Origin of the sequence: Bacillus sp. BD48, from assembly GCF_046566805.1 — a bacterium.
In the GTDB taxonomy this organism is placed as follows: Bacteria; Bacillota; Bacilli; order Bacillales; family Bacillaceae; genus Bacillus; species Bacillus safensis.
In genome coordinates this window covers 87,265-113,840 of the sequence record NZ_JANGFM010000006.1, presented here as the reverse complement: position 1 = coordinate 113,840, position 26,576 = coordinate 87,265, and the positions used below count along the sequence as shown (strand labels likewise).

Annotated in this window: 27 protein-coding genes and 2 riboswitches; of the genes, 2 read left to right on the top strand and 25 right to left on the bottom strand. The window is 44.7% G+C overall.

Annotation, left to right across the window (positions count from 1 at the left end; translation table 11 throughout):
- Window positions 1-19: 19 nt before the first annotated feature.
- From ACLGGR_RS17135 to ACLGGR_RS17120, 4 genes are read right to left on the bottom strand one after another with little or no spacing between them, the layout of a single operon-like run.
- Window positions 20-1,285, bottom strand: coding sequence for a peptidase (locus tag ACLGGR_RS17135; protein ID WP_410973542.1), 1,266 nt, complete (start codon window positions 1,283-1,285; stop codon window positions 20-22).
- Window positions 1,286-1,299: 14 nt separating this feature from the next.
- The gene (locus ACLGGR_RS17130) at window positions 1,300-1,965 is read right to left on the bottom strand and encodes a 3-oxoacid CoA-transferase subunit B (RefSeq protein WP_410973541.1); all 666 of its coding nucleotides are present in this window, start codon (window positions 1,963-1,965) and stop codon (window positions 1,300-1,302) included.
- Window positions 1,941-2,627 carry a CoA transferase subunit A gene (locus tag ACLGGR_RS17125; RefSeq protein ID WP_410973540.1) on the bottom strand — a complete coding sequence of 229 codons (687 nt, stop codon included), beginning with the start codon at window positions 2,625-2,627 and terminating at the stop codon, window positions 1,941-1,943. The genes ACLGGR_RS17130 and ACLGGR_RS17125 overlap by 25 nt, the downstream gene beginning before the upstream one ends.
- Before the next feature lie 12 nt (window positions 2,628-2,639).
- A complete protein-coding gene (locus ACLGGR_RS17120) occupies window positions 2,640-4,004 on the bottom strand; it encodes an aspartate aminotransferase family protein (RefSeq protein WP_410973539.1) in 1,365 nt (454 codons plus the stop codon).
- Between the two features lie 191 nt (window positions 4,005-4,195).
- On the opposite strand from ACLGGR_RS17120, the gene ACLGGR_RS17115 reads away from it, so the two are divergent.
- Window positions 4,196-5,854: a PucR family transcriptional regulator gene (locus tag ACLGGR_RS17115; RefSeq protein WP_410973538.1), complete on the top strand. Its 1,659-nt coding sequence runs from the start codon at window positions 4,196-4,198 to the stop codon at window positions 5,852-5,854.
- On the opposite strand, the gene ablB is transcribed toward ACLGGR_RS17115, so the two are convergent.
- From ablB to ACLGGR_RS17010, 21 genes are all read right to left on the bottom strand, one after another.
- Window positions 5,849-6,694 (bottom strand): putative beta-lysine N-acetyltransferase, encoded by an 846-nt coding sequence (gene ablB, locus ACLGGR_RS17110; RefSeq protein ID WP_410973537.1) that lies wholly within the window; start codon window positions 6,692-6,694, stop codon window positions 5,849-5,851. The two genes, ACLGGR_RS17115 and ablB, sit on opposite strands and share 6 nt — an antisense overlap.
- A gap of 15 nt (window positions 6,695-6,709) precedes the next feature.
- Window positions 6,710-6,904, bottom strand: coding sequence for a hypothetical protein (locus tag ACLGGR_RS17105; protein WP_410973536.1), 195 nt, complete (start codon window positions 6,902-6,904; stop codon window positions 6,710-6,712).
- A gap of 111 nt (window positions 6,905-7,015) precedes the next feature.
- Window positions 7,016-8,290 (bottom strand): phosphoribosylamine--glycine ligase, encoded by a 1,275-nt coding sequence (gene purD / locus ACLGGR_RS17100; RefSeq protein ID WP_410973535.1) that lies wholly within the window; start codon window positions 8,288-8,290, stop codon window positions 7,016-7,018.
- 12 nt (window positions 8,291-8,302) lie between these two features.
- On the bottom strand, window positions 8,303-9,841 hold the full coding sequence (gene purH / locus ACLGGR_RS17095) for a bifunctional phosphoribosylaminoimidazolecarboxamide formyltransferase/IMP cyclohydrolase (protein ID WP_410973534.1): 1,539 nt from the start codon (window positions 9,839-9,841) through the stop codon (window positions 8,303-8,305).
- 15 nt (window positions 9,842-9,856) lie between these two features.
- Window positions 9,857-10,426 (bottom strand): phosphoribosylglycinamide formyltransferase, encoded by a 570-nt coding sequence (purN, locus tag ACLGGR_RS17090; RefSeq protein WP_041108687.1) that lies wholly within the window; start codon window positions 10,424-10,426, stop codon window positions 9,857-9,859.
- Window positions 10,423-11,463, bottom strand: a complete 1,041-nt coding sequence (purM, locus tag ACLGGR_RS17085) for a phosphoribosylformylglycinamidine cyclo-ligase (RefSeq protein ID WP_048240010.1) — start codon at window positions 11,461-11,463, stop codon at window positions 10,423-10,425. The genes purN and purM overlap by 4 nt, the downstream gene beginning before the upstream one ends.
- A gap of 96 nt (window positions 11,464-11,559) precedes the next feature.
- Window positions 11,560-12,990 carry an amidophosphoribosyltransferase gene (gene purF / locus ACLGGR_RS17080; RefSeq protein WP_251217007.1) on the bottom strand — a complete coding sequence of 477 codons (1,431 nt, stop codon included), beginning with the start codon at window positions 12,988-12,990 and terminating at the stop codon, window positions 11,560-11,562.
- Window positions 12,966-15,197: a phosphoribosylformylglycinamidine synthase subunit PurL gene (purL, locus tag ACLGGR_RS17075; protein ID WP_044335226.1), complete on the bottom strand. Its 2,232-nt coding sequence runs from the start codon at window positions 15,195-15,197 to the stop codon at window positions 12,966-12,968. Before purL ends, purF begins: the two co-directional genes overlap by 25 nt.
- Window positions 15,181-15,864 carry a phosphoribosylformylglycinamidine synthase subunit PurQ gene (gene purQ / locus ACLGGR_RS17070; RefSeq protein ID WP_024424510.1) on the bottom strand — a complete coding sequence of 228 codons (684 nt, stop codon included), beginning with the start codon at window positions 15,862-15,864 and terminating at the stop codon, window positions 15,181-15,183. The genes purL and purQ overlap by 17 nt, the downstream gene beginning before the upstream one ends.
- On the bottom strand, window positions 15,861-16,115 hold the full coding sequence (gene purS / locus ACLGGR_RS17065; protein ID WP_003214349.1) for a phosphoribosylformylglycinamidine synthase subunit PurS: 255 nt from the start codon (window positions 16,113-16,115) through the stop codon (window positions 15,861-15,863). The genes purQ and purS overlap by 4 nt, the downstream gene beginning before the upstream one ends.
- Window positions 16,108-16,830 (bottom strand): phosphoribosylaminoimidazolesuccinocarboxamide synthase, encoded by a 723-nt coding sequence (gene purC, locus ACLGGR_RS17060; protein ID WP_151040312.1) that lies wholly within the window; start codon window positions 16,828-16,830, stop codon window positions 16,108-16,110. The genes purS and purC overlap by 8 nt, the downstream gene beginning before the upstream one ends.
- A gap of 72 nt (window positions 16,831-16,902) precedes the next feature.
- Window positions 16,903-18,198 carry an adenylosuccinate lyase gene (purB, locus tag ACLGGR_RS17055; RefSeq protein ID WP_024426701.1) on the bottom strand — a complete coding sequence of 432 codons (1,296 nt, stop codon included), beginning with the start codon at window positions 18,196-18,198 and terminating at the stop codon, window positions 16,903-16,905.
- Window positions 18,195-19,337 (bottom strand): 5-(carboxyamino)imidazole ribonucleotide synthase, encoded by a 1,143-nt coding sequence (purK, locus tag ACLGGR_RS17050; protein WP_410973533.1) that lies wholly within the window; start codon window positions 19,335-19,337, stop codon window positions 18,195-18,197. The genes purB and purK overlap by 4 nt, the downstream gene beginning before the upstream one ends.
- On the bottom strand, window positions 19,330-19,818 hold the full coding sequence (gene purE, locus ACLGGR_RS17045) for a 5-(carboxyamino)imidazole ribonucleotide mutase (protein WP_024424506.1): 489 nt from the start codon (window positions 19,816-19,818) through the stop codon (window positions 19,330-19,332). Before purE ends, purK begins: the two co-directional genes overlap by 8 nt.
- 169 nt (window positions 19,819-19,987) lie before the next feature.
- Window positions 19,988-20,089, bottom strand: a riboswitch (purine riboswitch).
- A gap of 79 nt (window positions 20,090-20,168) precedes the next feature.
- Window positions 20,169-20,369 carry an NETI motif-containing protein gene (locus ACLGGR_RS17040; protein ID WP_012009137.1) on the bottom strand — a complete coding sequence of 67 codons (201 nt, stop codon included), beginning with the start codon at window positions 20,367-20,369 and terminating at the stop codon, window positions 20,169-20,171.
- The gene (locus tag ACLGGR_RS17035; RefSeq protein ID WP_024424505.1) at window positions 20,366-20,920 is read right to left on the bottom strand and encodes a DUF2179 domain-containing protein; all 555 of its coding nucleotides are present in this window, start codon (window positions 20,918-20,920) and stop codon (window positions 20,366-20,368) included. The genes ACLGGR_RS17040 and ACLGGR_RS17035 overlap by 4 nt, the downstream gene beginning before the upstream one ends.
- A gap of 204 nt (window positions 20,921-21,124) precedes the next feature.
- Complete coding sequence (locus ACLGGR_RS17030) at window positions 21,125-21,916, bottom strand: hypothetical protein (protein WP_410973532.1); 792 nt, start codon at window positions 21,914-21,916, stop codon at window positions 21,125-21,127.
- A 220-nt stretch (window positions 21,917-22,136) separates the two neighbouring features.
- Window positions 22,137-22,316: a YezD family protein gene (locus tag ACLGGR_RS17025; RefSeq protein ID WP_024424503.1), complete on the bottom strand. Its 180-nt coding sequence runs from the start codon at window positions 22,314-22,316 to the stop codon at window positions 22,137-22,139.
- Between the two features lie 11 nt (window positions 22,317-22,327).
- Window positions 22,328-22,489 carry a hypothetical protein gene (locus ACLGGR_RS17020; protein WP_166644707.1) on the bottom strand — a complete coding sequence of 54 codons (162 nt, stop codon included), beginning with the start codon at window positions 22,487-22,489 and terminating at the stop codon, window positions 22,328-22,330.
- Window positions 22,490-22,696: 207 nt separating this feature from the next.
- A complete protein-coding gene (locus ACLGGR_RS17015) occupies window positions 22,697-24,022 on the bottom strand; it encodes an NCS2 family permease (RefSeq protein ID WP_142946439.1) in 1,326 nt (441 codons plus the stop codon).
- A 144-nt stretch (window positions 24,023-24,166) separates the two neighbouring features.
- Window positions 24,167-24,268, bottom strand: a riboswitch (purine riboswitch).
- Window positions 24,269-24,383: 115 nt separating this feature from the next.
- The gene (locus ACLGGR_RS17010) at window positions 24,384-25,280 is read right to left on the bottom strand and encodes a LysR family transcriptional regulator (protein WP_070326832.1); all 897 of its coding nucleotides are present in this window, start codon (window positions 25,278-25,280) and stop codon (window positions 24,384-24,386) included.
- Window positions 25,281-25,380: 100 nt separating this feature from the next.
- Between ACLGGR_RS17010 and ACLGGR_RS17005 the strand changes: the two genes are divergently transcribed.
- Complete coding sequence (locus tag ACLGGR_RS17005) at window positions 25,381-26,544, top strand: MFS transporter (protein ID WP_410973531.1); 1,164 nt, start codon at window positions 25,381-25,383, stop codon at window positions 26,542-26,544.
- Window positions 26,545-26,576: the final 32 nt, after the last annotated feature.

The following is a 26,576-nucleotide window of genomic DNA, read 5'->3' as shown; positions in this document are numbered from 1 at the left end:
TTTTGTGATCATTTTCATCTCATTCCGCTGATTCACACCATTCGACCATTGTCCCTGCAATAATTTCTGCTGCTTCAATCACATGCTCAATGTCAATGGATTCATTCGGAAAATGGGCAAGCTCCGTTGTTCCCGGTCCAAACACGATGATCGGAATACCTGCCGCCTGTGACAGTAATCCGCCGTCCGTTCCCCAAGGGGCGGCTTCGATCTTCGGCGGCTGATTCATGACCGCTTCATATTGTTCCTTCAATATACCTAAAAGCGGATGATCCGTATCGATTGAACCCGGAAGCCACCTTGCACCAAACCATTCGACTTCAACAGGATGTTCTTGGAACCATTCATCTTTTTCCCCGAGGCCTGCCATCCAATTTTCTAATTCCTTCTCTGCCTGTTCTACCGTTTCACCCGGCATCACCCCGAGCCTGCCTTCCATTGTGACAAGGTCTGCTACAGAAGATGGCCATTCACCGCCTTGAATTTTCCCGATATTGATTGGGATCGGGATTGGGATATGCTGAAACAGCGGCTCGGTGATTCGCTGATTTCTTTCTTCTTCAAGTGCCGCTATATGTGAAAGGACAATCGTACTCTTTTCAATAGCAGAAACGCCGTGATATCTTGTTCCGCCATGAGCAGCCCTTCCTTTAATATGCAGTCTGAACCATTTAGATCCTTGCTGAATCGGAAAGATTTTCATATGACTTGGCTCTGGAATGATGGCTGCATCTGCGGTATATCCTCTTAGTATGGCTGCAAGGGTGCCTGCGCCGCCGCTCTCTTCTTCGACAACACTATGAAATACGACATCTCCTTTCAGCGGAATCTGAAGCGAATGCAGTGCCTCAAGTGCAAAGAGTAAAGAAACGTTTCCACCTTTCATATCTGTTGCCCCGCGTCCATAAAGTCTCCCGTTTATGATATGCCCGCTGTAGGGCGGATATGTCCATTGTTTGTGATCTCCTGCTGGCACAACATCCACATGCCCATTTAATAAAATGGATTTGCCGCCTCCTTTACCTTTCAATCGTCCGGCGACATTGGGACTTCCTTCAAAAGAACGCCTTGGGGAATAAAAATACGGATGGTTCAGCAAGTCTTCTCCGCCAATGTCCCATACGTCAACATCAAAGCCAATGGCAGAAAGTTTATTTGCTACGATTTGCTGTACTTCTTGCTCATTTCCTTGTGTGCTGTCACATTGCACCATTTGCTGAAGAAGCGTCACGGCTTCTTCCTTATGCTCTTTCATCCAGCTTCTGATACGAGTAATTGGCTGCAAGTCGGTCATCCTTTCTACACAACAGATTTGACATCAGGCGCTAAAATTAATGGCGCCTCTGTCGCCCTCATGACATCTTCCGGCTGAAACGGCGGCATGACTTCACGCAAAATAAGCAGCTGTGACTTGACCTCAATGACTGCCATATCCGTAATAATCAGATCCACACAAGACTTAGCTGTTAAAGGCAGCGTGCAAGCTGCTTTCACCTTAGATTTTCCATGTTTATCAAGGTGGCTCATCACAACCACCACCTTTTTCGCTTTTTGCGCTAGTTCAATCGCTCCACCCATACCCGGCACTCGTTTCCCTGGCACAATCCAATTGGCAAGGTCACCATGACTGCTGACTTCAAGTGCACCTAAAATGGTCATATCCAGCATCCCTTTGCGAATGATGCCAAAAGCGGTTGTACTGTCCATATATGAGCCGCCTTTTGTTAACGTAATGGGAAAACCGCCGGCATTGCACAAATTTGGATCTTCTTCTCCTCGTTCTGGTGAAGCGCCTGCCCCCATAATGCCGTTTTCTGCATGCAGCCACACCTCGTAATGTGCTGGGATGTATTCAGCTGCAAGGGTCGGGATGCCGATCCCAAGATTGACAATCATCCCATCTTCAATTTCCTGTGCCGCGCGTTTGGCTATGCGGTGTCTTAAATCGATGTCTCCCATGCCCATGTCCAGTTCACTCCTTTTGATTGCACGATCTGGTTCACAAATACGCCTGGTGTCACGATTTCCTCTGGATGAAGCCTGCCCACAGGCACAATCTCTTCTACTTCCGCAATGGTCCAGTCTCCTGCCATCGCCACAATCGGGTTTGTATTCCGTGCACTTTTATCAAAAATCAGGTTGCCTGCTTCATCTGCTTTGAGGGCATTCACAATCGCAATATCCGCAGTCAGCGCAGGCTCAAGAATATACTTCTTTCCACCTAGCGGAACCAATTGTTTCTCATCAAGATTCAGGCTATCCATGCCAACATCTGTCACAATGCCCGCTAAACCCATCCCGCCTGCTCGGATCTTTTCCGCTAGAATGCCCTGCGGGTAAAAAAGAACGTCTAGTGTACCCGCCTGCATTTTCTGCCCGGCAATTGGATTTGAACCAATATGAGAAGCAATGATTTTCTTCACTCTTCCTTCTGTGATCAGCCTGCCAACACCGATTTGCGGGAAGCCTGCATCGTTTCCGATCAATGTCAGGTCTTTGATATTGGCTTCTAGGATGGCATCGATCAATGATGGCGGTGACCCCACACCGCCAAACCCGCCAAACATGATGGTCATTCCGTCTCTAAAATGTGTGATGACTTCATCAAAGTTCGCTATTTTGTTCATCATCTTTCCTCCCTACATGGCAGATGGGAAAAACCCTCGATTGATGACTTCTTGTTCAACCTGCGTCATTGTCTGCCCGAATAAATGAATGAGTTCATCCATCTCCTGCTGCGTAATAGAAAGCGGCGGTGCGATCATGACCGCTGCACCTCCCACACCATCCTCTCCAGCGCTTGCTGGGTAAACAAGCAAACCATTTTGCTTGGCCGTCTCCACAACTAAGTGCGTCATTTGAGCATGGGCAGGAAATGGTGTTTTCGATAATCGGTCTGCGACAAACTCAATGCCAATGAGCAGTCCCTTTCCTCTCACATCTCCTATGATGGAATGATTTGTTTGCAAATTCTTTAAAGCATTTATTAAATATCGGCCAGATAAATCAGCTCGTTCTGAAAGCTGGTGTTTTTTCATATATCGAATGACAGCCAGTGAGACGGCTGCTGAAAGCGGATTGCCGCTATAAGTGTGACCTGCCATCACAGAGCCCGATCCGCTGAGAATCGGTGCAATCACATGATCCGCTGAGACAGCTGCCGCAATCGGTGAATAGCCGGCGCTCATGCCTTTTCCGAGTACCATAATATCTGGTACGACGCCCCAATGTTCCATGGCAAACATTTTCCCAGTTCGTCCAAAGCCTGTCATGACTTCATCTGCAATCATTAAAATATCGTTTTCCTCACAAACTCGCTTCATCGCCTCAAAATATCCATCTGGCGGAACAAGCGCCGCGCCCGCTGCTCCAACAATCGGCTCTGCAATAAACGCCGCAATCCTCTCTTTTCCTATACGCTGGATGACGGTTTTAAATTCCTGTACATACCATTCGACCTGCTTGCTTTCTTCCTTTGGCAGCCACGAACGATAGCTGTATGGCGGAGACAGCACCGGGTGTTTTTCGAGCAGTGGTTCAAAGCGCTCTCTCCTTGCAATATGTCCTGACATCGACAGCGCACCGAGTGTGATTCCGTGATAACTCATCCATCTTGAGATGATGTGATTCTTCTCAGCCTTCCCCTGCTCCTGCCAATGCTGAATGGCTATTTTCATGGCGGTTTCTGTTGCCTCTGATCCGCTTCCGACAAAAAAAGACCAGTTCAGGTTCCCTGGGCAGAGCGTACTCAATTCATAGGCTAGTTCTTCTGCTGGTTCATTTGTGAATTGTGATCTGTACGTAAAGCTCACCTTTTCCGCTTGCTCTGTCATGGCATCAATGATGTCTCGTATGCCATGTCCAATACTTGCCGTGACAGCACCCGATGAGCCGTCTAAATATTTTTTCCCGTCCCGATCATATAAATAAATCCCCTCTCCTTTCACAGCCACAGGATAATGCTGATTCAACATCGGTTTGATTAAGTAATCCCGGGTCTCCACTTTGTCATTCCTCCCTCTCTCGTCAGCAGCTGCATCTTTCTTTTTTCATGAATCGCAAGAAAATTTTGTATACTTGTTATAAGATTAGCTTAATCAAGAGGGCAGTCATCCTCCATTCGCCACATGCCCGAATTTCACACGCATTTTTTATACATCGTGTATAAGAGTGTTCAAAAGGAGGTCATGAGTCTATGGCGATTCTCGTCAAAGATGCACTCTCGCTCGATATCATGAAGGAAACAAAGCTGCTTGCTGGGGAAAATGGACTGGAGCGCCTCATTCAGTGGGTGACCATTGTGGAAATTATCGAAGATACTTCAAGGCTTTCAGAAGGGGAGCTGCTCGTCACAACCGGCTTTGGACTTGCAGACAATAGGGAAAGACGCATCCGGCTTGAGGAGCTGATTCAATCTCATCGTCTATCGGCCATTGCGATTTATAAAGGCGTGTACTTAACGGAAATTCCTGCATCACTGATCGAAGCTGCCAAAAACAGCGGCATTCCACTCATCGAGATTCCTTCACATGTCAACTTCTCAGACATTACAAAAGCCGTCCTAGAGCAAATCGTCAGCAGCCAGCTCCATCAGCTTAAATATTCTTCAGCCATTCACCAAAGACTGACCCATTTAAATGTCAGTAATAAAAATGTCACGCAAATTACAGATGAGCTGGCACATCTCACTTCGGCAAACATCGTCGTGCTTGATGTTTTTTTACATCAAACAGCAGCTCACTTCGAAACAGAGGAAGTAATGTATTCTCCTGCCTTTGGCTTTCAAACAGATCACGAACCAATTGAAACAACATCTCTTCTCAAGCAGGCTGAGGAGAAAGGACGGCTCGTTTATGACACGTGCGGTGCGTTTGTCCTCGCTGCATGTCCGGTGATTGCGATGGGTGATATTTTCGGGTTTATTGTATCTTTAAAGAAAAAGGATGAGTGGCATCATCTCGACGCGATTGCCATCGAGCATGCCGGGGCGGTGTATGCAATTGAATGGCTGAAGCAAAAAGCCATTCAAGATACAGAAAACCAAATGCAAGGTCATTTGTTAGATGATATTTTGCAGCAGCAATACACAGAAGAAAGCTATGTGGTCGAACAAGCAACAAAGCTACAATATGATATGAGCGATGAGCAGGTGGTCATCTACTTTCAATTTCAGCATCAGCACACACAGCTCGATCACCAAATGATGCAGCGCCTATCTCAATTACTCACATCGATATTTGAACGCAGACATATTCCTTTTTTACTAAAGACAAGGCTCGATTCCATTTTTGTTCTTACACCAGCAGGAAAAAAACCATTTCAAGAAGCGGAGTGGTATCGTGCAGCAGAGGAGTGCCGGAGCACCTGGTCTTATTTTTTTCCCGTCCATCCGATCGTGATTGGCATTGGGAGAGCCTATGACCAGATTGGTCTCTTTGCAAAAAGCGCGAAGGAAGCGCAATATGCAGCAAGGCTTCTTCCGCTTTTAAAAACAGACGAATGCATCATTCATTATCAGAAGCTCGGCTTATACGGGATGCTTCTTGAAATGAATGAGGCGGGTATGAATTTGCATGATTTTTACGTGGAGCTGTTAAGTCCTTTGCTTTATACGAAAAAACAGGGGGCTGATCTGATTCATACACTCGAAGTGTATTTGGCACACAATGAAAATATTCAAAAATCTGCGGGAGAATTGTTTATTCACAGACATACATTAAGCTATCGCTTAAAACAAATTGAAACGAGAACAGGCTGCAACCTCAAATCCACGGACGATCGGATGAAGCTGCAGCTCAGTATCATGGCGTACCGCCTATCTGGTCTGCTTGATCAGATGAGAACCATTTCATGATTCATTCGGCGTTTTCACCCATAGATTCATATCTTCAATTTTGTCAAAAATATAGCAGTTGTTTTGGAAACGGCCGGTATACGTATAGCCGAGCTGATAAAACACTTGATTCATTCCATAGGACAATGCACGTGCGAGAGAATAAAAGACATAAATGTGCATGGATTGAAGTTCTTTTTCAATTGCTAGAATCAAATGATGCATGAATCCTAGTTTTCTGTATGTCGGAAGGGTCGCACAATCTGTTAATTCCGCATGACCATACGGCGCATTGATTTCAGCGGATGCCGCACTCACAATGTGCCCGTCATGTTCAACGGCATAAAAGACCGTCCCTTCCTCCATCACCTTTTGGATGTAATCTGGCTTATTCATTGGCGTAGGATACGTTTCAAAGACGGTATCATAGAGCTTTGCCAGCTTGTGAATATCCTTTGGATCGGCTTTCCTCATCACATACTCATCCTGCCAAGTGCCTTGGTCTTTTTTGAGAGGCTTTTCTTGAATAGACGCAACAATTTCATCTTCCTTCAGCCAATATGGGCTGTTCATACGATCCTCCGTCAGAAAGAGCGACATGCCGTACGCATCACTTCCAAGGAAATAATGAGAAAACACGCCTTCAAGCCGAAAGCCTTTTTCTAAAAAAAGAGGCATATGCTCACGCCTGACTTTCACAATGACCTTAGACGCCTTGCAGTCCGCCGCTTCCTGAAGCACGGACTGAATCACATCCTGCACCCTGCCGCTATAGTCATCTAAACGAATTCGCTCATTGAATGGATCCATACAGATCAAAGCAGAAAAACGCTCGTTTGCAAGCTTCTTCAATTGCACCATACACTCATTCCCCTCTTAGCTAATAAAAAACTTCCAAATTAAAAATGAAGAAATAGCAATGCCAGAAAAAATGGATAGGATCATATAACTAATGGCTACGCCTTTTTTCAATTTATTCTGCTTAATGGCAATCAACATGATGTTATTGATAGTTAAGAGAAATAAAATAAGTATGACGATTGCAAAGATCATAAATGCTTTGATTTCCATGTTTCCTCCCTATACATTTGTAATCCCATACTACTTCTTCATATTCGAGCATCATCCCTTCTCATGAACAAAAAACACCTTTCCATCTCGTCAGATAGAAAGGTGTTTTGATTAAACGGTTTTCCCCGCAGCCTTCAGCGCACGGGCACCGATGTCACGGCGATAAAATAGGCCTGGCTGAATGATTTCTTCAACCGCTTCATACACTCTTGATCTTGCCGATTCAAATGTGTCATCAAATGCGGTCACATTTGCTACACGGCCGCCATTTGTGACGAATTGATCGTTTTCTTTTTTCGTTCCTGCATGGAAGGTCACGACATCAGAGACAGTTGTTTGTAAAGCACCAATCGGCGTGCCTTTTGCATAGTCTTCTGGGTACCCTTCTGATGCAAGGACCACACTGACAGCCGCAGTATCTTTCCACTGCAAGTCTACATCTTTTCCATCAAGAATATCGAGGAATACTTGGACTAGATCTGATTCAAGACGAGGGAGAACCACCTGCGTTTCAGGATCGCCAAAGCGTGCGTTGAACTCAATGACTTTTGAGCCTTCTGGTGTCAGCATTAAACCTGCATATAAAATGCCTGTAAATGGACGACCTTCCTGCACCATCGCGCGAGCTGCCGGTTTGACGACATCTTCCACCGCTTTTTCAACCACTTCATCTGAAATTTGCGGAACTGGTGAATAAGCGCCCATTCCGCCGGTGTTCGGTCCTTTGTCATCTTCAAAGGCCCGTTTGTGATCCTGTGCGATCACCATCGGATACACCTTTTCTCCATTGACAAAGGCCATCAGAGAAAACTCTTCACCCGTTAAAAATTCTTCAATGACAACCGATGCACTTGCATCGCCAAACTTTTCATCCTCTAAGAAATCATGCAGACAGTTGATCGCCTCTTCAAGTGTCATTGCGACGGTCACGCCTTTTCCTGCTGCGAGACCGTCTGCTTTAATGACAATTGGAGCGCCATTTTCTTCCACATATACCTTCGCTTCTTCAAACGACGTAAAGGTAGCATAAGCGGCTGTCGGGATCTCATAATTTTTCATTAAGTCTTTTGCAAATTCCTTTGAGCCTTCAATGACTGCGGCTTTTGCATTCGGTCCAAATACTTTCAGACCTGCTTCTTCAAATGCATCAACGACACCTGCGATTAAAGGAACCTCTGGACCGACAATCGTTAAGCCGATTTCGTTTTCTTTTGCAAAACGAATTAATGATTCATGATCGCCTTCGTCGATTGGTACAAGCTTCGCAGCATCTGTCATTCCATCATTGCCGGGTGCGACAAATACTTGGCTGACAAGTTCACTTTGATTCACTTTCCATGCGATGGTATGCTCTCTTCCGCCTCTGCCAATAATTAGTACGTTCACACTGTCATCCCCTTAATGTTTGAAATGTCTAACGCCAGTGAAGACCATGGCGATGCCGTATTCATCTGCCTTTTGAATCGATTCTTCATCACGAATAGATCCGCCTGGCTGAATAATCGCTGTGACGCCTGCCTTTGCAGCAGCTTCCACTGTATCGCCCATTGGGAAGAATGCATCAGAGCCTAGTGCGCTTCCTTTTGCCTTTTCACCTGCTTGTTCAATGGCAATGTTAGCTGAGCCGACACGGTTCATTTGACCAGCACCGATCCCTGCTGTCATTTGATCTTTCGCAAGGACAATGGCATTTGATTTCACATGCTTGACGACTTTCCAAGCAAGCTTTAAGTCTTTCCATTCGTCTTCTGTTGGTTCTCTTTTCGTTGGAATAGAAATAGTTGCTTCCTCTAAGCCATACGTGTCAATATCCTGAACAAGTAATCCGCCATGAACACTTGTCAGCTGCTTTTCTTTTTTCCCGAGATCCGCTTCTACATCTAATGTTAATAGACGAAGGTTCTTTTTCGCCGTTAACACATCAAGTGCTTCTTGGCTGAACGATGGGGCGATGACAATTTCTAAGAAAATCGTATGCAGCACCTCAGCTGTTTGTTTGTCTACTTCACGGTTAAGTGCCACAATGCCGCCAAAAATAGAAGTTTCATCTGCCTTGAATGCTCGGTCAAATGCTTCTGCAATCGTTTCTCCTGTACCAACGCCGCACGGGTTCATATGCTTCACAGCGACAGCTGCCGGCTCTGTGAATTCACGTACAATTTGGAGAGCTGCATCTGCATCTTTGATATTGTTGTAGGAAAGTTCTTTTCCATGTAATTGCTTTGCAGTAGCCAAAGATCCTTTGGCTGGAAGAGCATTTTCATAGAAAGTCGCCGCTTGGTGTGGGTTTTCTCCATAACGAAGGGATTGTTTTTTCTCAAACGTGACAGTGAACTGTTCTGGCTCTGTTTCGCCCACAAAGTTTGTTAAGTAATCCGCAATCAGAGCATCGTAAGCAGCCGTATGACGGAATACCTTTGCAGCGAGCTCACGTTTTTTCTCTAATGACACGCCGCCTTCTTTGATTTGCTGAATGACAGTATCATAGTCACAAGGATCGACAATCACTGTGACGTCTTGATGGTTTTTTGATGCTGCACGTAGCATTCCCGGTCCGCCAATATCAATGTTTTCAATCGCTTCTTCATACGTCACATCGTCTTTTGAGATCGTCTCTTTGAATGGATAGAGATTCACGACAACAAGATCAATCGGCTGAATGCCATGCTTTTCAATCTGTGCCATATGCTCATCGTTTTCTCTCACTGCTAAAAGTCCACCATGAATGTTCGGGTGAAGTGTTTTGAGTCGTCCGTCCATGATTTCAGGGAATCCAGTGACTTCAGAAATCCCAATGACATTGATGCCGTTCTCTTGAAGAAGCTTGTGTGTACCTCCAGTTGAAATCACTTCAACGCCAAGTTCTGTTAATTCTTTCACAAAAGGTACAAGATTCGTTTTATCGGAAACACTGATTAATGCGCGTTTGATCGTCATGCCTTCGTCACCTCATTAAGATAATTCTAAAAGTGATTTGATCACTTTTGGATATAGTGTGTGTTCTAGTTCATGCATTCTTTTTTCAATCGATTCAAGCTCTTCCCCTTGTTCGATGTAAATCGACGCTTGGTCAATGATCGGACCTGTATCCATGCCTTCATCGACAAAATGGACAGTGATGCCTGCCACTTTGACGCCTGCTTGATAGGCTTGGCCAATGGCATCCAGCCCTGGGAAGGCAGGCAGCAAGGACGGATGGATATTGACAATTTTCCCTCTGAATGCTTCAAGTAATGTCGGACCAATCAGTCTCATATACCCAGCAAGGAAAATCCATTCCACTTCATGCAGCCTAAGCTGTTCAATGATCGTTTGTTCAAAAGCGGCTTTATTCGGAAAAGCCTTCGGGGTAAAGGCAAAGGAGGGAATGCCCTCTTTCTCAGCACGCTCCAGCACCTTTGCACCCGGTTTATCACAAATCACAATGGCGGCCTCTGCCTGCCACTGTTCTTTTTTTAATGTATCCATAATGGCTTGAAAATTCGTCCCGCTTCCAGAGGCGAAGATCGCAAACTTCTTCATGAGAGGCTTCCACCGCCGAATGTGACACCTTCTCCTTTTTGAACACGACCGATGAGAAATGCTTTCTCTCCGTCTTCTTCAAGTCCTCTGATCACTTCGACAAGGTCATCTTCTTTTACCGCTAAGACAAAGCCAATGCCCATATTAAACACGTTGAACATTTCTTCAGCCTTTAACTGTCCTTTTTCTTGAATAAAGGAGAAAATTGGCGGTACTGGCCATGAGCCGTTATCAATCTCAACGCCAAGCCCTTCAGGTAGCATACGTGGTAAATTTTCAATAAAGCCGCCGCCTGTCACATGTGCCATACCGTCAATCTTGCCGGCTTTCACTTGTTTGAGGACGGGCTTCACATAAATTTTGGTCGGTTCAAGAAGCTCTTCTCCAAGCGGTCTTGTAAAAGGTTCATACGTTTGATGCAGATCCAGACCAGCGTCTTCCAACAATACTTTACGAACGAGAGAGTACCCATTGCTATGAATTCCGCTTGAGCTGAGTCCAATGAGCAAGTGCCCCTCTTTGATGCTCTCTCCTGTCACGATTTCGTCCTTTTCAACGACGCCTACTGAAAAACCAGCAATATCATATTCATCTTCTGTGTAAAGACCCGGCATTTCTGCTGTTTCTCCGCCGACAAGCGCCGAACCAGACTGCTCACAGCCGTCAGCCACACCTTTGACAATGGATTCAATTTTCAAAGGATCTGCTTTACCAACTGCTAAGTAATCTAAGAAAAAGAGCGGCTCTGCCCCTTGTGCCAGCACATCGTTGACACACATTGCCACGGCATCTACGCCGATTGTATCGTGTTGATCCATTAAAAAGGCAAGCTTTAATTTTGTTCCGACACCATCTGTTCCTGAGACAAGAACGGGCTTTTTGTATGGCAGCTCAGATAAATCAAACATACCGCCAAATCCGCCTAGAGCACCCATGACGCCTGCTCTTTTTGTACGTTCTACGTGTGTTTTCATTCGTTTGACGGCTTCGTATCCTGCTTCGATGTCGACACCGGCGTTTTTATATGCTTCTGACATCCCATTCACTCCTTTTAGCTGCTTCTCTTCCATTTATTTTCAGCAGAATGAAAGAGCAGCATATCAAATCATCTTGACTGCTGCTCCTTTATTCGATTATTTCGTCAGTGCTGTTTCCTTCACATGCGGAAGAACCGTATCTTCATAAATTTCAGTCGGGTATTTCCCAGTAAAGCATGCTAAACATTGACCGCGCTGCGGATCATCATACTTCCTGCCAATCCCGTCCATTAAACCGTCTACAGATAAAAATGCTATGGAGTCTGCTCCGATTTCCTGTCTAATTTCTTCCACTGAATGAGAAGAAGCAATCAGCTCTTCATGTGTGGACGTATCAATGCCATAAAAACATGGATGTGCGATTGGAGGTGAACTGATGCGGACATGGACTTCCGTTGCACCCGCTTCTCTTAGCATCGTCACAATACGGCGGCTCGTTGTACCGCGTACGATGGAATCATCCACCATCACAACACGTTTTCCTTCGACGACCCCGCGCACAGCAGACAGCTTCATGCGCACGCCCTGCTCACGCAATGCTTGAGACGGCTGAATAAAGGTCCGTCCGACATAACGGTTTTTAATCAAACCGAGCTCATATGGAATACCTGTTGCTTCGGCATATCCAATCGCTGCAGAAATACTCGAATCTGGTACACCTGTCACAACATCTGCTTCGACATGCGCTTCCTCAGCAAGCTTTTTGCCAAGGTTCTTTCTCGCACTATGCACATTGATGCCGTTGATATTGCTGTCAGGTCTTGAGAAATAAATGTATTCCATGCTGCACATGCTGCGGTTAATGTTCATGGAGAAGCGTTCAGATTTCATGCCTTCATCATTAATGATCAGCATTTCGCCAGGCTCCACATCTCGTAAATACGTGGCACCGACAACATCAAATGCACATGTTTCAGAAGCAACAACATACGCGTCCCCAAGCATACCAAGTGAAAGCGGACGTAAGCCGTTCGGATCAAGCGCCACAATCATTTCTGTTTCCGTCATAATTAAGAAAGCATATGCTCCTTTAAGCATGGACAGGGCATTTTTGATCTGCTCTTTCAATTCCATATAGCCGCTGCGCTTAATTAAATGAGCGAGCACTTCCGTATCAGAAGACGTCTGAAAAATACTCCCTTGGTTCTCTAGCTGCTGCTTTAACTGCGTTGCATTCACTAAGTTCCCATTATGAGCAAGGGCAAGGCTGCCATTGTTTTGCGAGCGGAAGAAGAGGGGCTGCACATTTTCAAAGCCGCCTCCGCCTGCTGTCGCATACCGAACGTGTCCGATCGCACCTTTTCCTTTCAAATCCTTTAGCTCACCGTTTTGAAAGACTTCCGTAATCAGTCCAAGGCCTTTATGTGCCGTCAGGTTTTCACCATCTGTTGCAATGATTCCCGCACCTTCTTGTCCTCGGTGCTGAAGGCTATGCAATCCGTAATATGTGATTTGCGGGGCTTCTTCGTGTCCCCAAACCCCAAAGACGCCACACTCTTCGTTTAAGCCTCTGATTTCAGCAAGCATGGGATCGCTCCTTTCCATGCGCGTTCAAGCTCGTTGACCGCTGCATGAATCCATTGTTGTCCTTCTTGATTTTTGACAGTGAATACACCATCATTTGTCACCGTTCCAACTTCTTTCGCATCTTTGACAGCCGCAGCAAACGCTTCGCGGTGCTCTGGTTTCACTGTGACGACAAAACGTGACTGTGTTTCACTAAATAATGAAGCTTCGCTGTTTAAATCAATTTGGATATGAGCGCCAAGGCCGTCTGTTCCAAATGTACTTTCAGCAAGTGCTACACCAAGACCGCCTTCAGACACATCGTGAGCTGATTGAACAAGTCCGTTTTGAATCGCAGCAAGAAGGGCTTCCTGACGCGTGAGCTCTACATCCAAATCAATTTCTGGTGCTTTTCCGTAAATACGGCCTTCTGTCATCTTTTGAAGCTCACTGCCTGCGAATTCTTCTTTTGTCTCACCAATGACGAAAATCACATCGCCAGCCTGCTGGAACGACTGCGTCGTAATATGAGCTGTGTCTTCAACCAAACCAACCATCCCAATGACCGGTGTTGGGTAAATGGCTGTTCCATTTGATTCGTTATATAAAGAGACGTTCCCACCGATAACCGGTGTGCTTAGCTTGCGGCACGCTTCGCTAATACCGTCAGCAGATTTTTCAATTTGCCAGAAAATTTCTGGTTTTTCTGGATTACCGAAGTTTAGGTTATCTGTTACTGCAAGCGGACGAGCGCCTGAGCACACAATGTTACGTGCTGCTTCTGCGACTGCGATTTTCCCGCCGACCTCTGGATCAAGGTACAGATAACGTGCGTTACAATCTGTTGTCATCGCAAGGGCTTTTTTCGTTCCACGGATTCTTAGTACGCCCGCATCAGAGCCTGGTGCAACCACTGTATTTGTCCGAACCATGTAGTCATATTGATCATAAACCCATTCTTTACTTGCAATTGTTGGCTGCTGAAGGAGCTGCTTTAACGTGTCGGCTGCATCTGTGATGGCAGGTGCTTCCACTTTTGTTTCTAAAAACTCACGATAGTATGCAGGCTCACTTGACGGCTTGTGATAAACCGGCGCTTCTTCTGCAAGTGCATCAACAGGAAGCTCACATACCACTTCACCTTGGTGAAGTAAACGAAGCATTTTGTCGTCTGTCACATGACCGACTGATACTGCTTCAAGATCATATTTTTCAAAAATATCAATGATTTCTTGTTCACGGCCTTTTTCAATGACCAAAAGCATTCTCTCTTGAGATTCAGACAGCATCATTTCATATGCTGACATGCCTGTTTCACGCTGCGGGATAAGATCTAGATTCATCTCGATACCAGAACCTGCTTTACTCGCCATTTCCGCACTTGAGCTTGTTAAGCCAGCCGCTCCCATATCCTGAATTCCAACGAGTGCATCGTTTTTGATGACTTCAAGGCACGCTTCAAGCAGCAGTTTTTCCATGAACGGATCACCGACTTGAACAGCTGAGCGTTTTTCTTCTGATTCATCAGAAAATTCCTCAGACGCAAATGTTGCACCGTGAATTCCGTCACGTCCCGTTTTGGCACCAACGTACATGACCGTGTTGCCGACACCTTTTGCCTGCCCTTTTTTGATGTCCTCATGGTTGATTAATCCAACACACATCGCATTCACAAGCGGGTTGCCTTCATAGCTTTGATCAAAATGAACCTCTCCGCCAACTGTTGGAATTCCGATACAGTTTCCATAGCCTGCGATCCCTGCCACTACTTCTTCAAACAAGTACTTCACGCGCGGTGAAGTCAGTTCACCAAAACGAAGAGAGTTTAATACAGCAATTGGACGCGCACCCATGGAGAATACATCACGGATAATTCCGCCGACACCTGTCGCCGCTCCTTGATACGGTTCAATCGCAGATGGGTGGTTATGTGATTCGATTTTAAATACAACCGCTTGGTTGTCTCCAATATCAACGATTCCAGCGCCTTCCCCTGGACCTTGAAGGACGTGCTCTCCTTTTGTCGGGAATTTGCTTAAAACAGGCTTTGAGTTTTTATAACTGCAATGCTCTGACCACATGACAGAAAAAATGCCCGTTTCTGTGTAGTTTGGCAGCCTGCCAATAATGGATTCGATTAAAGCGAATTCTTCATCACTCAATCCCATTTGCTGATACAATTTCTCTTCTTTAATTTGCTTGTGACTTGGTTCAAGCAGTAGTGACATGAGTGTCCCTCCAATTTTTCACGATAGATTGAAACAATTTAAGTCCGTCTGCGCTGCCTAGTAATGAATCAACCGCGCGCTCAGGGTGCGGCATCATGCCGAGTACATTGCCCTCTTCATTCGTTACACCTGCAATACGATTCACACTGCCGTTAATGTCGTCTCCGTAAGTGAAAGCGATTTGGCCGCGTTCAATGAGCTTCGCTAAAGTGTCTTCATCACAGTAGAAGTTGCCTTCACCGTGCGCTACAGGAATCGTAATGGATTCGCCTTTTTGATAACCGCTTGTAAATTGCGTTTCGTTGTTTTCCACAATGAGTTCAACTGGACGACAGATAAACTTCAAGTCTTTATTTCGTCTCATCGCACCCGGAAGAATGCCAAGCTCCTGAAGAATTTGGAACCCGTTACAAACACCAAGAACAGGTTTCCCTTCCTCAGCTGCTTTTTTCACCGCCGGCATGATGTTTGAGAAGCGGGCGATCGCACCACATCTTAAGTAATCCCCATAAGAGAAACCGCCTGGTACGAGTACACCGTCAAATCCGTCAAGACTCGTTTCGTCGTGCCATACATATTCAACTTGTTCACCTAGCTCATCTTGAATCGCATGGTACATATCGATATCACAGTTAGAGCCAGGCAAGACGATCACTGCAAACTTCACTGTGCGACAACCTCCTCCACCTCATAGCGGTAATCTTCAATCACCGTGTTGGCAAGTAATTTTTCGCACATTTCTTTGACAACTGTGTCTAAATCACGATCTGATTTTTCAATGACAAGCTCCATGTATTTCCCGATACGGACATCCTTTACTTCCTGATAAGACATGCTGTGCAAAGCGTGCTGCACCGCACTTCCTTGTGGATCAAGAACGCTCTCTTTTAAGCTGACAAAAATTTTCACTTTATACATGTTTATGGCCTCCAAGTCTTTTGAAAATTTCTTCGTATGCATTCGTTAAGCCGCCCAGGTTTCGTCTGAACACGTCTTTATCAAGCTTTTCGTTTGTATCTTTGTCCCAAAGCCTGCACGTATCAGGTGAAATCTCATCAGCTAGCAAAATACGATTCTCGTGATCTATTCCGAATTCAAGCTTGAAATCAATTAAATTCACATGGCAGTCTGAGAAGATTTGCTTTAACTCTTCATTCACTTGTCTTGTGATCTGTTTCATTTCCTCGACCTGCTCAGGTGTCGCTGCATGTAAGATGCGAATATGATCTTCTGTAATGAGCGGATCGCCGAGCGCATCATCTTTGTAGTAAAACTCAATCAAAGGTGTGTCCAGTTTCGTTCCCTCTGGAATGCCGAGGCGTTTTGACATACTGCCTGCCACCACATTTCGTACAACCACTTCAAGCGGAACAATCTGCACCTTTTGAATGAGCTGCTCTGTTTCAGAAAGACGTTTCACAAAGTGATTGTTGATCCCTTTCTCATGCAGCATTTGAAAGATTAAACTCGAAATTTCGTTGTTCAGTCTGCCTTTGCCTTCGATTTCTGCTTTCTTTTCGCCGTTAAATGCTGTAGCTGAGTCTTTATATTCGACATATAAAATATGCTCGTCATCGGTCTGATAGATTTTTTTCGCTTTGCCTTCGTAGAGAAGTTCTTGTTTCACAGTCATTCAGGTTGGCCTCCTAATTTGAATGTTGGCAATTTTCAGGATTGGGCGCCTGGTGAGCAGGCGGCCCATTTCTTACGCAAGACCTAGACGTTCGAAAATCATATCGACATTTTTCAAATGATAGTTGTAATCGAAGCAGTCAGCGATTTGTTCAGGTGTTAAGCGTGACGTGATTTTTTCTTCTGCTTCTACTAATGATCGGAACGGCACTTGCTTCTCCCACGCTTCCATTGCCTTTGGCTGAACCGTGTCATATGCCTCTTCACGTGCCATGCCTGTATCAATTAATGCGAGAAGAACGCGCTGTGAGTAAATTAAGCCAAGTGTGCGGTCCATGTTGCGTTTCATGTTTTCAGGGAAAACCGTTAAGTTTTTCACGATGTTTGAGAAACGGTTGAGCATATAGTTCAGTGCAATCGTTGCATCTGGTAAAATGATGCGCTCAGCAGATGAATGGGAAATATCACGTTCATGCCAAAGCGGTACATTTTCATAAGCTGTCAGCATATATCCACGGATCACGCGGGCAATTCCCGTCATATTCTCAGAACCGATTGGGTTACGCTTATGCGGCATTGCTGATGATCCTTTTTGTCCTTTTGCAAAGAACTCTTCTACTTCACGTGTTTCACTCTTTTGAAGACCACGAATTTCAACAGCAAATTTCTCAATGCTCGTTGCGACTAAAGCAAGAGTAGCCATGTAATCTGCATGGCGGTCACGCTGCAAGGTTTGGGTTGAAATTGGTGCAGCTTTGATGCCAAGTTTCTCACATACATATTGCTCAACAAACGGGTCGATGTTCGCATATGTGCCAACAGCTCCAGAGATTTTGCCGTATTCAATGCCAGCTTTTGCTTGTTTAAAACGTTCTAGGTTACGCTTCATTTCTTCGTACCAAAGACCAAGCTTCAGGCCAAATGTTGTCGGTTCAGCGTGTACACCGTGTGTACGGCCCATCATGACGGTATATTTGTGCTCTTTTGCTTTTTCTTTTAGTATGTCAACAAATCTCTCAATGTCCTTGAGCAAGATATCGTTCGCCTGTTTTAATAAATATGAAAGTGCCGTATCCACTACGTCTGTCGATGTTAACCCGTAATGAACCCACTTTCTTTCTTCTCCTAGAGATTCAGATACAGCACGCGTAAAGGCAACCACGTCGTGGCGCGTGTCTTGTTCTATCTCTAAAATACGTCCAATATCAAAGCTTGCATTCTTGCGCATGGTCACAACGTCTTCTTTCGGAATGACGCCAAGCTCTGCCCAAGCTTCACAAGCGAGAATTTCTACTTCAAGCCATGCATTAAATTTGTTTTCCTCTGTCCAGATTGCTGACATTTCTGGTCGTGCGTAACGTTCGATCATTTCCCGTTTCCTCCATCTCTTTCAGTCCATATCTTTGTGATGTTTGTCATCCACTCATCATCGAGCTGTTTCATAAACGTCATATGCCCCATCTTGCGGCCGGCTTTTACTTCATGCTTTCCATATAGATAAAGCTTCGCTTCTTTGAGAAGCTCAGGATGCTCTTTTGGAATGTCCACTTCATCGCCTAATAAATTCACCATCATTCCCTCTGATAAAAGGGCTGTACCGCCAAGCGGCAAACCACATATAGCGCGAACGTGCTGTTCAAACTGACTTGTCTCACATAAATCAAGCGTATAATGACCAGAATTATGCGGGCGCGGTGCCAGTTCATTGACGAGCAGCTTTCCGTCATCTGTCAGGAACAGTTCTACAGCAAGAGTACCAACCAGCCCCAGCTTTTCAGCTAGTGTTGTTGCCAGTTCTTTCGCCTTCTCCTGAATGCGGTCCTCTACCCTTGCAGGTACAATGCTTTGGAACAAAATATTATGCTTATGAATGTTCTCAGCGACTGGGAATACTGCAATTTCTCCATGAACAGAACGAGTGACGATCACCGAGAGCTCCATTTGGAACGGAACCCAGCTTTCTAAAATACAAGTTCCATGTGTAAGCAGTGCAGCTGCTTCCTGAAGCTGTCCTTTTTCTTTGATGACGTACTGTCCTTTTCCGTCGTAGCCGCCTCTGCATGTTTTCAACACGGCTGGCAAACCGAGCACGTCCACTGCGTCTTCCAGCTCTTTTTCATCATGAATAATGCGGTAAGGCGCTACTTCACAGCCTGCGTCTACAATCCCTTTTTTCTCGGTCTCACGATTTTGAGTTAGAAGAAGAAGGTCGCTTCCTTGTGGTAAATAGGCTTCTTCTTTCAGCTGATTGAGTGCATCATAATCAATATTTTCAAACTCATAAGTCACCACATCGCTGATTTCTGCCAGCTTTCGAATCGCTTCAAGATCACTATATGCGGCTGTAATTTCTGTATCCGCAACCTGTCCGCAAGGAGATTGTGCAACCGGGTCTAGAACTGCTGCCCGGTACCCCATTTGCTTTGCGCTGACAGCCATATATCTGCCAAGCTGTCCGCCGCCAATAATCCCGATGGTTGCGTTTGGAAAAATGGTCTGCTTAGCCAAGCTGATCACTGCTTTCTAGTACAGTCTGTTTTGTCTGCTCTCTTCTTTCTTCAAGGCGAGCTGCGACCTTTTCATCAAATGCTGAAATCATTTGTGCGGCAAGAAGGCCTGCATTTGTTGCACCGGCTTTGCCAATTGCTACTGTAGCAACTGGTACACCGCCTGGCATTTGAACGATGGATAATAAGGAATCCAGCCCGTTTAGTGCCTTTGATTGTACAGGCACACCAATGACCGGCAGTGTCGTTTTTGCTGCGACCATCCCCGGTAAATGTGCTGCGCCTCCAGCACCGGCAATGATGACCTTTAGTCCTTTACCTCTTGCTTCAGTCGCATATTCAAACATCAAGTCAGGTGTCCGGTGTGCGGATACCACCTGTTTTTCATACGGAATGTTTAATTCCTCTAAGATGTCGCACGCATTTTTCATTGTTTCCCAATCAGATGTACTTCCCATGATGACACCTACAAGCGGCTTCATTTTGTCCCCACCTTTAAGCTGATATTCGATTTTGTATCGTTTGACACGCTTCCCAAACCTAAGCAGCTTGTCAAACGCCGAACAAAAAGGCCCGATTTGCATTGCATTGTTAGGAAGCAACACAAACCGGGCCATGGTAAGCGCTGTTCGCTTTTGAATTGCCATGTCAGTTTTGTTCACTATCCTGCATAGTCCAGTCATTTACGGTAACTGGGTAGAAACTTATGGGCCATATTCCCAAGATTATATGAGGCTCGTGTTTTGATTTCATGTTTATCTTAACAACGGATGTTCATGATGTCAACGGATTTATCGAACAATCTATGAAGTCGTCGTTTTAATGTTCGGATTTAGACTATTTTTCCTTCAAATACGATTTTTTTCCCAATCGGAATGATCTGAATCGACCCATTTTCCTTCTTTTCCTGAAAAATCGGTTCCTCCATTCGTCGGACAGGCGAGTAGCCTTCCGCTGCCATCTGGGACAACACTTGATCAATCGTCATGTTGTCTTCCACATAGAATTTTTTCTTCTTTGGTTTTGCGGTCATTCTTTAATTCTCCTTTTCTTCACAGCCTTCACCCAGAAGCCGCCGTGAATCGATTTGGGCTCATATGAAATGATAAACGCCTTTGAATCCAGCGTCTTAATCGTTTCATATAATTGCAGTTCATATTTTCTCGGTGTTAAAATTTGCAATGCTGTCCGGTCTCCTTCAAGACCGCCTGCTACCCAGCTGGTGACACCATATCCTTTTTCTCTCAATTGTCTTGGGAGATCGACATCCAATTCTTTTGTGATCACGTTAACAGTTGTGTAGCCAAGTGCCAGCTTCTCTTCAATTTTCATCCCGACAATGATCCCCATTCCATAACCTAGCGCATACGCAATGACATTCTGTATTTGGTCTAAGTTATCTAGAACGATACTTAACCCAATGACATAAATGAGCATTTCGATCGTACCCGCAAAAGCAGCTGCGTACCGTCTGCCTTTCATTGTTAAAATCAAACGCATGGTGGAAAAAGACACATAGACAATATTAATCACTAAAATGATTAAAACCATGGTGAACGCATTGGATAAAAGTTGTTGAAGCACGATTCGAACCCCCTGCACTAAAAAATCAAATAAAGCACCCCATATTCTACTAGAGAACATACCTTGATACAATCAAATTTACGCGATAAAAACACATATATCTTTCGACAACAAGGGTGGTCTTTGTTACCAAGAGTTTACCCGTTTTTTTCTCTTCTCAACATGAAAACCCCCTTTTTAAAAAAAGGAGGTTTTCAGTGTGTTTTATCCGAATCGAACAGGAACAAGTGATGGAATCAAATAATCCCCGACTATGCCCCAGAGCAGCGCAATGATGACAAGCTCAACCAATAAAAAGATCCAGCCTGCATACATCAAATCTCCACGTACGGCATCATGCTCCGATTGAATCGAGCGAAAGAGCACGACCGCAATCAACTGAAGGCCGACAAACATCATCACGGATAATATGACGGTCACATATGGAATATTCAGCATGGCAAATACAAGCCAAAGGATGGATAAAACCAAAACCGGCACAAGCGCAGCGCCAAACTTCATGATCACTTCTTTCAGTGATATGTTCCCTTTTAGCATGTACTTCCCGAGCAGCCAGACGGTAAGCATCATCAATGTCAACACAATGAGTGTAAAGACCGCTACCTTCAAAAAAGCGTCGCCAAAAGAATAATGAATGCCAAAGCCTAATAAACGGGTCTTTGACGCCTTTAATTGAACATAGTTGCCTAAAGTAAAAAACACGCTGAATAACACAATCGAGATCCAGGCGTACTTCATACGCAATGTTTCCGCTTGATTGATGGCCCGGCTCGGTGATTTTAACATCGCCAGTCCATATGAACCATAACGCTTAAACGCGCCTCCTGCACCTTGCAGTATACGCTGGATAGCTGAACGCTCATCATCCGCTGATTTTGAGGTTCTTCCACGTTTTGCAGCGCTGCGGCTGAGGCGGGATTGCCTTGTTTCTTGATCTATTGATGACTCTTCGTTTTTCTTTTCAGATGTCCCCTGATCTTGATCTTTCTCTAACATCTCATATCAACTCCTATCCAATCCTCACAGGCTCAAGTAAATGATCTGTTCGGATGACTCCTCTTAAAGTAGCGGAGTCTCTCTATTCAGTCAAGATTCCTCGACGTTCATACGAATAGACGGATAAAAGGCAGCAGAGGTTTTAAAACGGAGAGAAAATAAGACAAAACAAAAAAGCTGACGGCCTCCATCAGCTTTTTATCAATGTTGAAATTCGTGGTCAACGATATTGGCTCCGCTTTCCTTGCTGGACCCGGAGATTCTCCTGATGAGCGGGGAACCGAGTCTTTTTGGTCGTATCGACCTGTGTAATATGTCCATTATGAATGGTGATGACCACTGATCCATAGTCGATCCCTTTTAAGGCAGATAAAATATAATTCAGCTTTTGTTCATCCATCGCTCATCCCCCTATTTTTGTTTTCGCTCTTTTAAATAGAGAACCTCATTTTCTAACTCATGAATCGTATAATGCATGAGCGCTTCCTGTTTTTCTTCATGCCCCCATAAAAGGAGCTTTTGAATCAGCACCTGCTTTTTTCGTTCAATCACCTGTCTAAGCCAGCGTGACAAAAGACATCTCCTCCCCTTTTAAATGTCTACAAGAAAAAAAGGCACCCTGAAACCTTCTATTAAAAAGGAAATCAAAGCGCCTTTGGTGATCCAATCAGCGAATTATGTCTTTTTATCATAAACACATAATTCCTATAAGTCAACTATGTTTTGATTTTTTTAACAAAAAAACAGCAGCTTCCATGAGCTGCTGTTTCAAATGTTCAATTAATGATTTAAGAAAGCAAAATATAGAATAAAGATGACAAACAATCCGTACATAATTGGATGTACTTCTTTCGCTTTCCCTTTAAAGATCATCGTAATCGGGTAGAAAATAAAGCCAACCGCAATCCCTGTTGCAATACTGTATGTCAGTGGCATCATAATCATCGTTAAGAAAGCTGGTACCGCAATTTCAAAACGATCCCATGCAATCTTCGCCAGCGGAGCGACCATCAGCGCACCGACAATAATTAAAGCAGGTGCTGTCACATTCGATGTAACGATGGATAACAGTGGTGAGAAGAACATCGCAAGCAAGAAGAAAATGCCTGTGACGACAGCTGCAAAACCAGAACGCGCACCAGCAGCAACACCTGAGCTAGATTCAACATAAGATGTCGTTGTAGATGTACCAAGAATAGAACCTACAACGATAGAAGAAGAATCCGCCAGCAGTGCTCTTCCTGCACGAGGCAGCTCATTATTTTTCATTAAACCAGCCTGCGTTGCCACAGCCACAAGTGTACCAGCTGTATCAAAGAACCCAACGAATAGGAACGTTAAAATCACAACAAGCATTTGAATCGAGAAAATTTCTGGCAAGTGAATCAAGGCTTGACCAAAGGTTGGAGACAAGCTTGGAATACTTCCCACAATTTGAGATGGTACTGGCACAAGACCAAAGATCATCCCGGCAATAGCAGTCACAAGCATCCCAATGAAGACACCTGCATTCACTCGAAGAACCATTAAAATGACCGTCACAACGATACCAAACACTGTTAACAGGACAGGACCACTATGAATGTTCCCAATCGAAACGAGCGTATTATCATTATTGGCGATAATGCCAGAGCCTTGCAGACCGACAAACGTAATGAACAAACCAATACCTGCACCAACCGCCAGCTTCAGCTCAGCTGGAATGGCATTGATGATCTTTTCACGGAAACCTGTTAAAGAAAGAGCAACGAAAATCAATCCTGAAACAAACACACCTGAAAGTGCTGCTTCCCATTTGATGCCCATACCAAGCACAACCGAAAAGGCGAAGAACGCATTCAGACCCATCCCTGGGGCTATCGCAATCGGATACCTGGCGATCAATCCCATCAGGAGACACCCTGCAGCAGAAGCTAACGCCGTCGCTGTAAAGACTGCCCCTTGATCAATTCGTAATTTATCTGGAAAATCCGGCACAGACACTAATGCAAGTGTGATCGGATTGACAAACAGAATGTAAGCCATCGACAAAAATGTGGTTAAACCACCGATGATTTCTCTGCGGTAATTCGTACCTAACTCATCAAACTGAAAAAACTGTTTCAAGCCAACTGACTCCCTTCATGTCCTTTTGCTTTAGTCTGTCCCATTCACTAGTCAAATAAAAAACGCCCCAACAATTTTGGGACGCTTGACTACATATGTGAATTCAGACCGTGACATAAAACAAGAACAATGCATGATTTATATCAAACGAGTGTGAATTGACGTAGTCAAGCCATTTACGGTAGCTTGGTAGAAACTTGCAGGCCATATCCCCGCGATTATACGACTTCTATCTATTTGATTTCTGTGTCTATTGTACCAACTTCATTTTTAAAACACAATACGAAAAGCGAACATTTTTCAAAGAAATGTCCGCTTCATTCGTCTTATTACACGAATTTGGAAATTCATATCTAGTTCTTTATACACCCTTCCCCAAATCCTTCTCTTTTGCAAAAACCGCTTCGGCTACATGGAAAAACTCTTTCACTGCCGGAGAAGCTTGGGAGAGTGATGGACAGGCGAGCGCAACCTCACGATGATGAGAGACATTCAGCTGGCGAATATGCACAAGCTGCTGCGTTTTTAAAAATAACTCAGGGCCTATTGTGACACCAAGTCCTTCCCCGACCATACGGGCAATGGTCGTACAATCATGAACTTCAAATAAAACAGCTGGCTTCATTTGCGCCTCCGAAAAAATATCCTCTACATGTGATTGATACATGCCAGTCGGCATAATAAATGGTTCACCCGCCAAATCTGTTATATCTACAATGGGCTGCTGTTCATATCGATGATTTGGGTGATAGGCGACGACCATCTCATCTTTCATAAGCGGCAGTAAATCAAAGGCTTCATCCGCATGGCCTTTCACAACAAATCCAACATCAATGATGCCAGAATCCAGCCACTCCAATATTTCTTCATACGTTCCCTCATAGAATTTAAATTCGATTTTTGGATGTTTTTTCTGATAGCTCACAAGCAGCTTAGGCAATAAACAAGCAGAGGCACTGGCAAATGTGCCGATACGAATCATACCTGTTTCAATATTTTTCGTTAGCGCAATTTCTTGCTGGATTTTCTCCACTCTATTTAACACTTCTCTAATATGCGGGAGAAGGGTCTGACCAATGTCCGTCAGCATAATGCCCTTTTTTCGGTCACGAATGAATAAAGACACACCCCACTCTGACTCTACATTCGCCACTGCATGACTCACAGCTGACTGCGTCATATTTAATGCTTCAGCTGCTGCTGTAAAACTGCCAAGCTCCACAACTTTTGCGATAATATCAAAGCGAACAAAGCTCATGAGTATTTACTCATCTCCTTCATGAAAAACATCAATTTTACTTATGTTAGCACGGAATTTAAACTAAAGACAACGCATCAACATGAAGGAAGGGTTCAAAATGAAAAACACATCTCATCATCTATTGATTATTCTTTTAGCTGTCGGTTCATTTGTCACAGGCACGTCAGAATTCGTTGTGTCTGGCATTCTAGATATCATTGCTGTTGATTTACACATCTCCATTCCTGCTGCCGGTCAGCTCATCACCGTCTATTCTCTTTTTTATGCAGTAGGCGCTCTCTTTTTAGTCATGGCAACGTCGAAGCTGAACCGAAAAAAGGTTTTGTTATCAGCTATTTTTGTGTTTATTTTAGGCAATATGCTCGCCTTTTTCAGCCATCATTTTGTGCTGCTCCTGCTATCTCGCGTCATCATGGCCATGAGCGGCGGCTTATATATTGTCGTCGCCACGAACTATGCAGCGCAGATCGCCCCGCCAGAAAAAAAGGGAAGCGCAATGGCGACGGTCATCACTGGATTCACCGTTTCACTCGTACTCGGTGTGCCGATCGGAACATTTCTATCAGGTCAAGTGGATTGGCACTATATTTTTCTCATCATTGCACTAGGTACTGCTTGTCTCTTCATGCTTCTTTATCAATTGCTGCCACGCATAGAGGGACATTCTCATCTGCCATTGAAACAGCAATTACACATCCTTCAAGACCGCAGGGTGATCAGCGGCTTAGCCACAACCGTCTTTTGGATCTTAGGCTACACGATGGTCTTTGCTTATATCTCTCCATTATTAAGACAGACCGCTGGCTTTTCACTTGAAATGACAAGCATTGCTTTGCTCGTCTTAGGAATTTCTGCTTTTATTGGCTCACGCTTTGGCGGCTTCGCCGTCGATCAATGGGGACCAAACCGAACCATCTCGATTAGCATCATGATCCAGATGTTCGCTCTCTTTGCCTTATTCTTTACGCAATTCTCTACAATTAGCGTCTTGATCACGCTCGCCATATGGGGCATCGCCACATGGACAACAACACCAGCGAAGCAATACTATCTGATCTCCCTTAAACCCCAAGCATCAGAAACAGTGCTGAGCTTTAATACAGCGATTATGAACATCGGCATGATGCTCGGATCGTCAATGGGCGGCGTGATTATACAGTATACAAATGTGACTAATTTAAGTTGGATTGGCGGATTAGCTAGTTTTGTGGCGTTGATGTTGATTCGGTATTCGTTCAATCGTCATCGACTGGTGGAATAACAGACAAAAAGCGAACATGTGTAATCATGTTC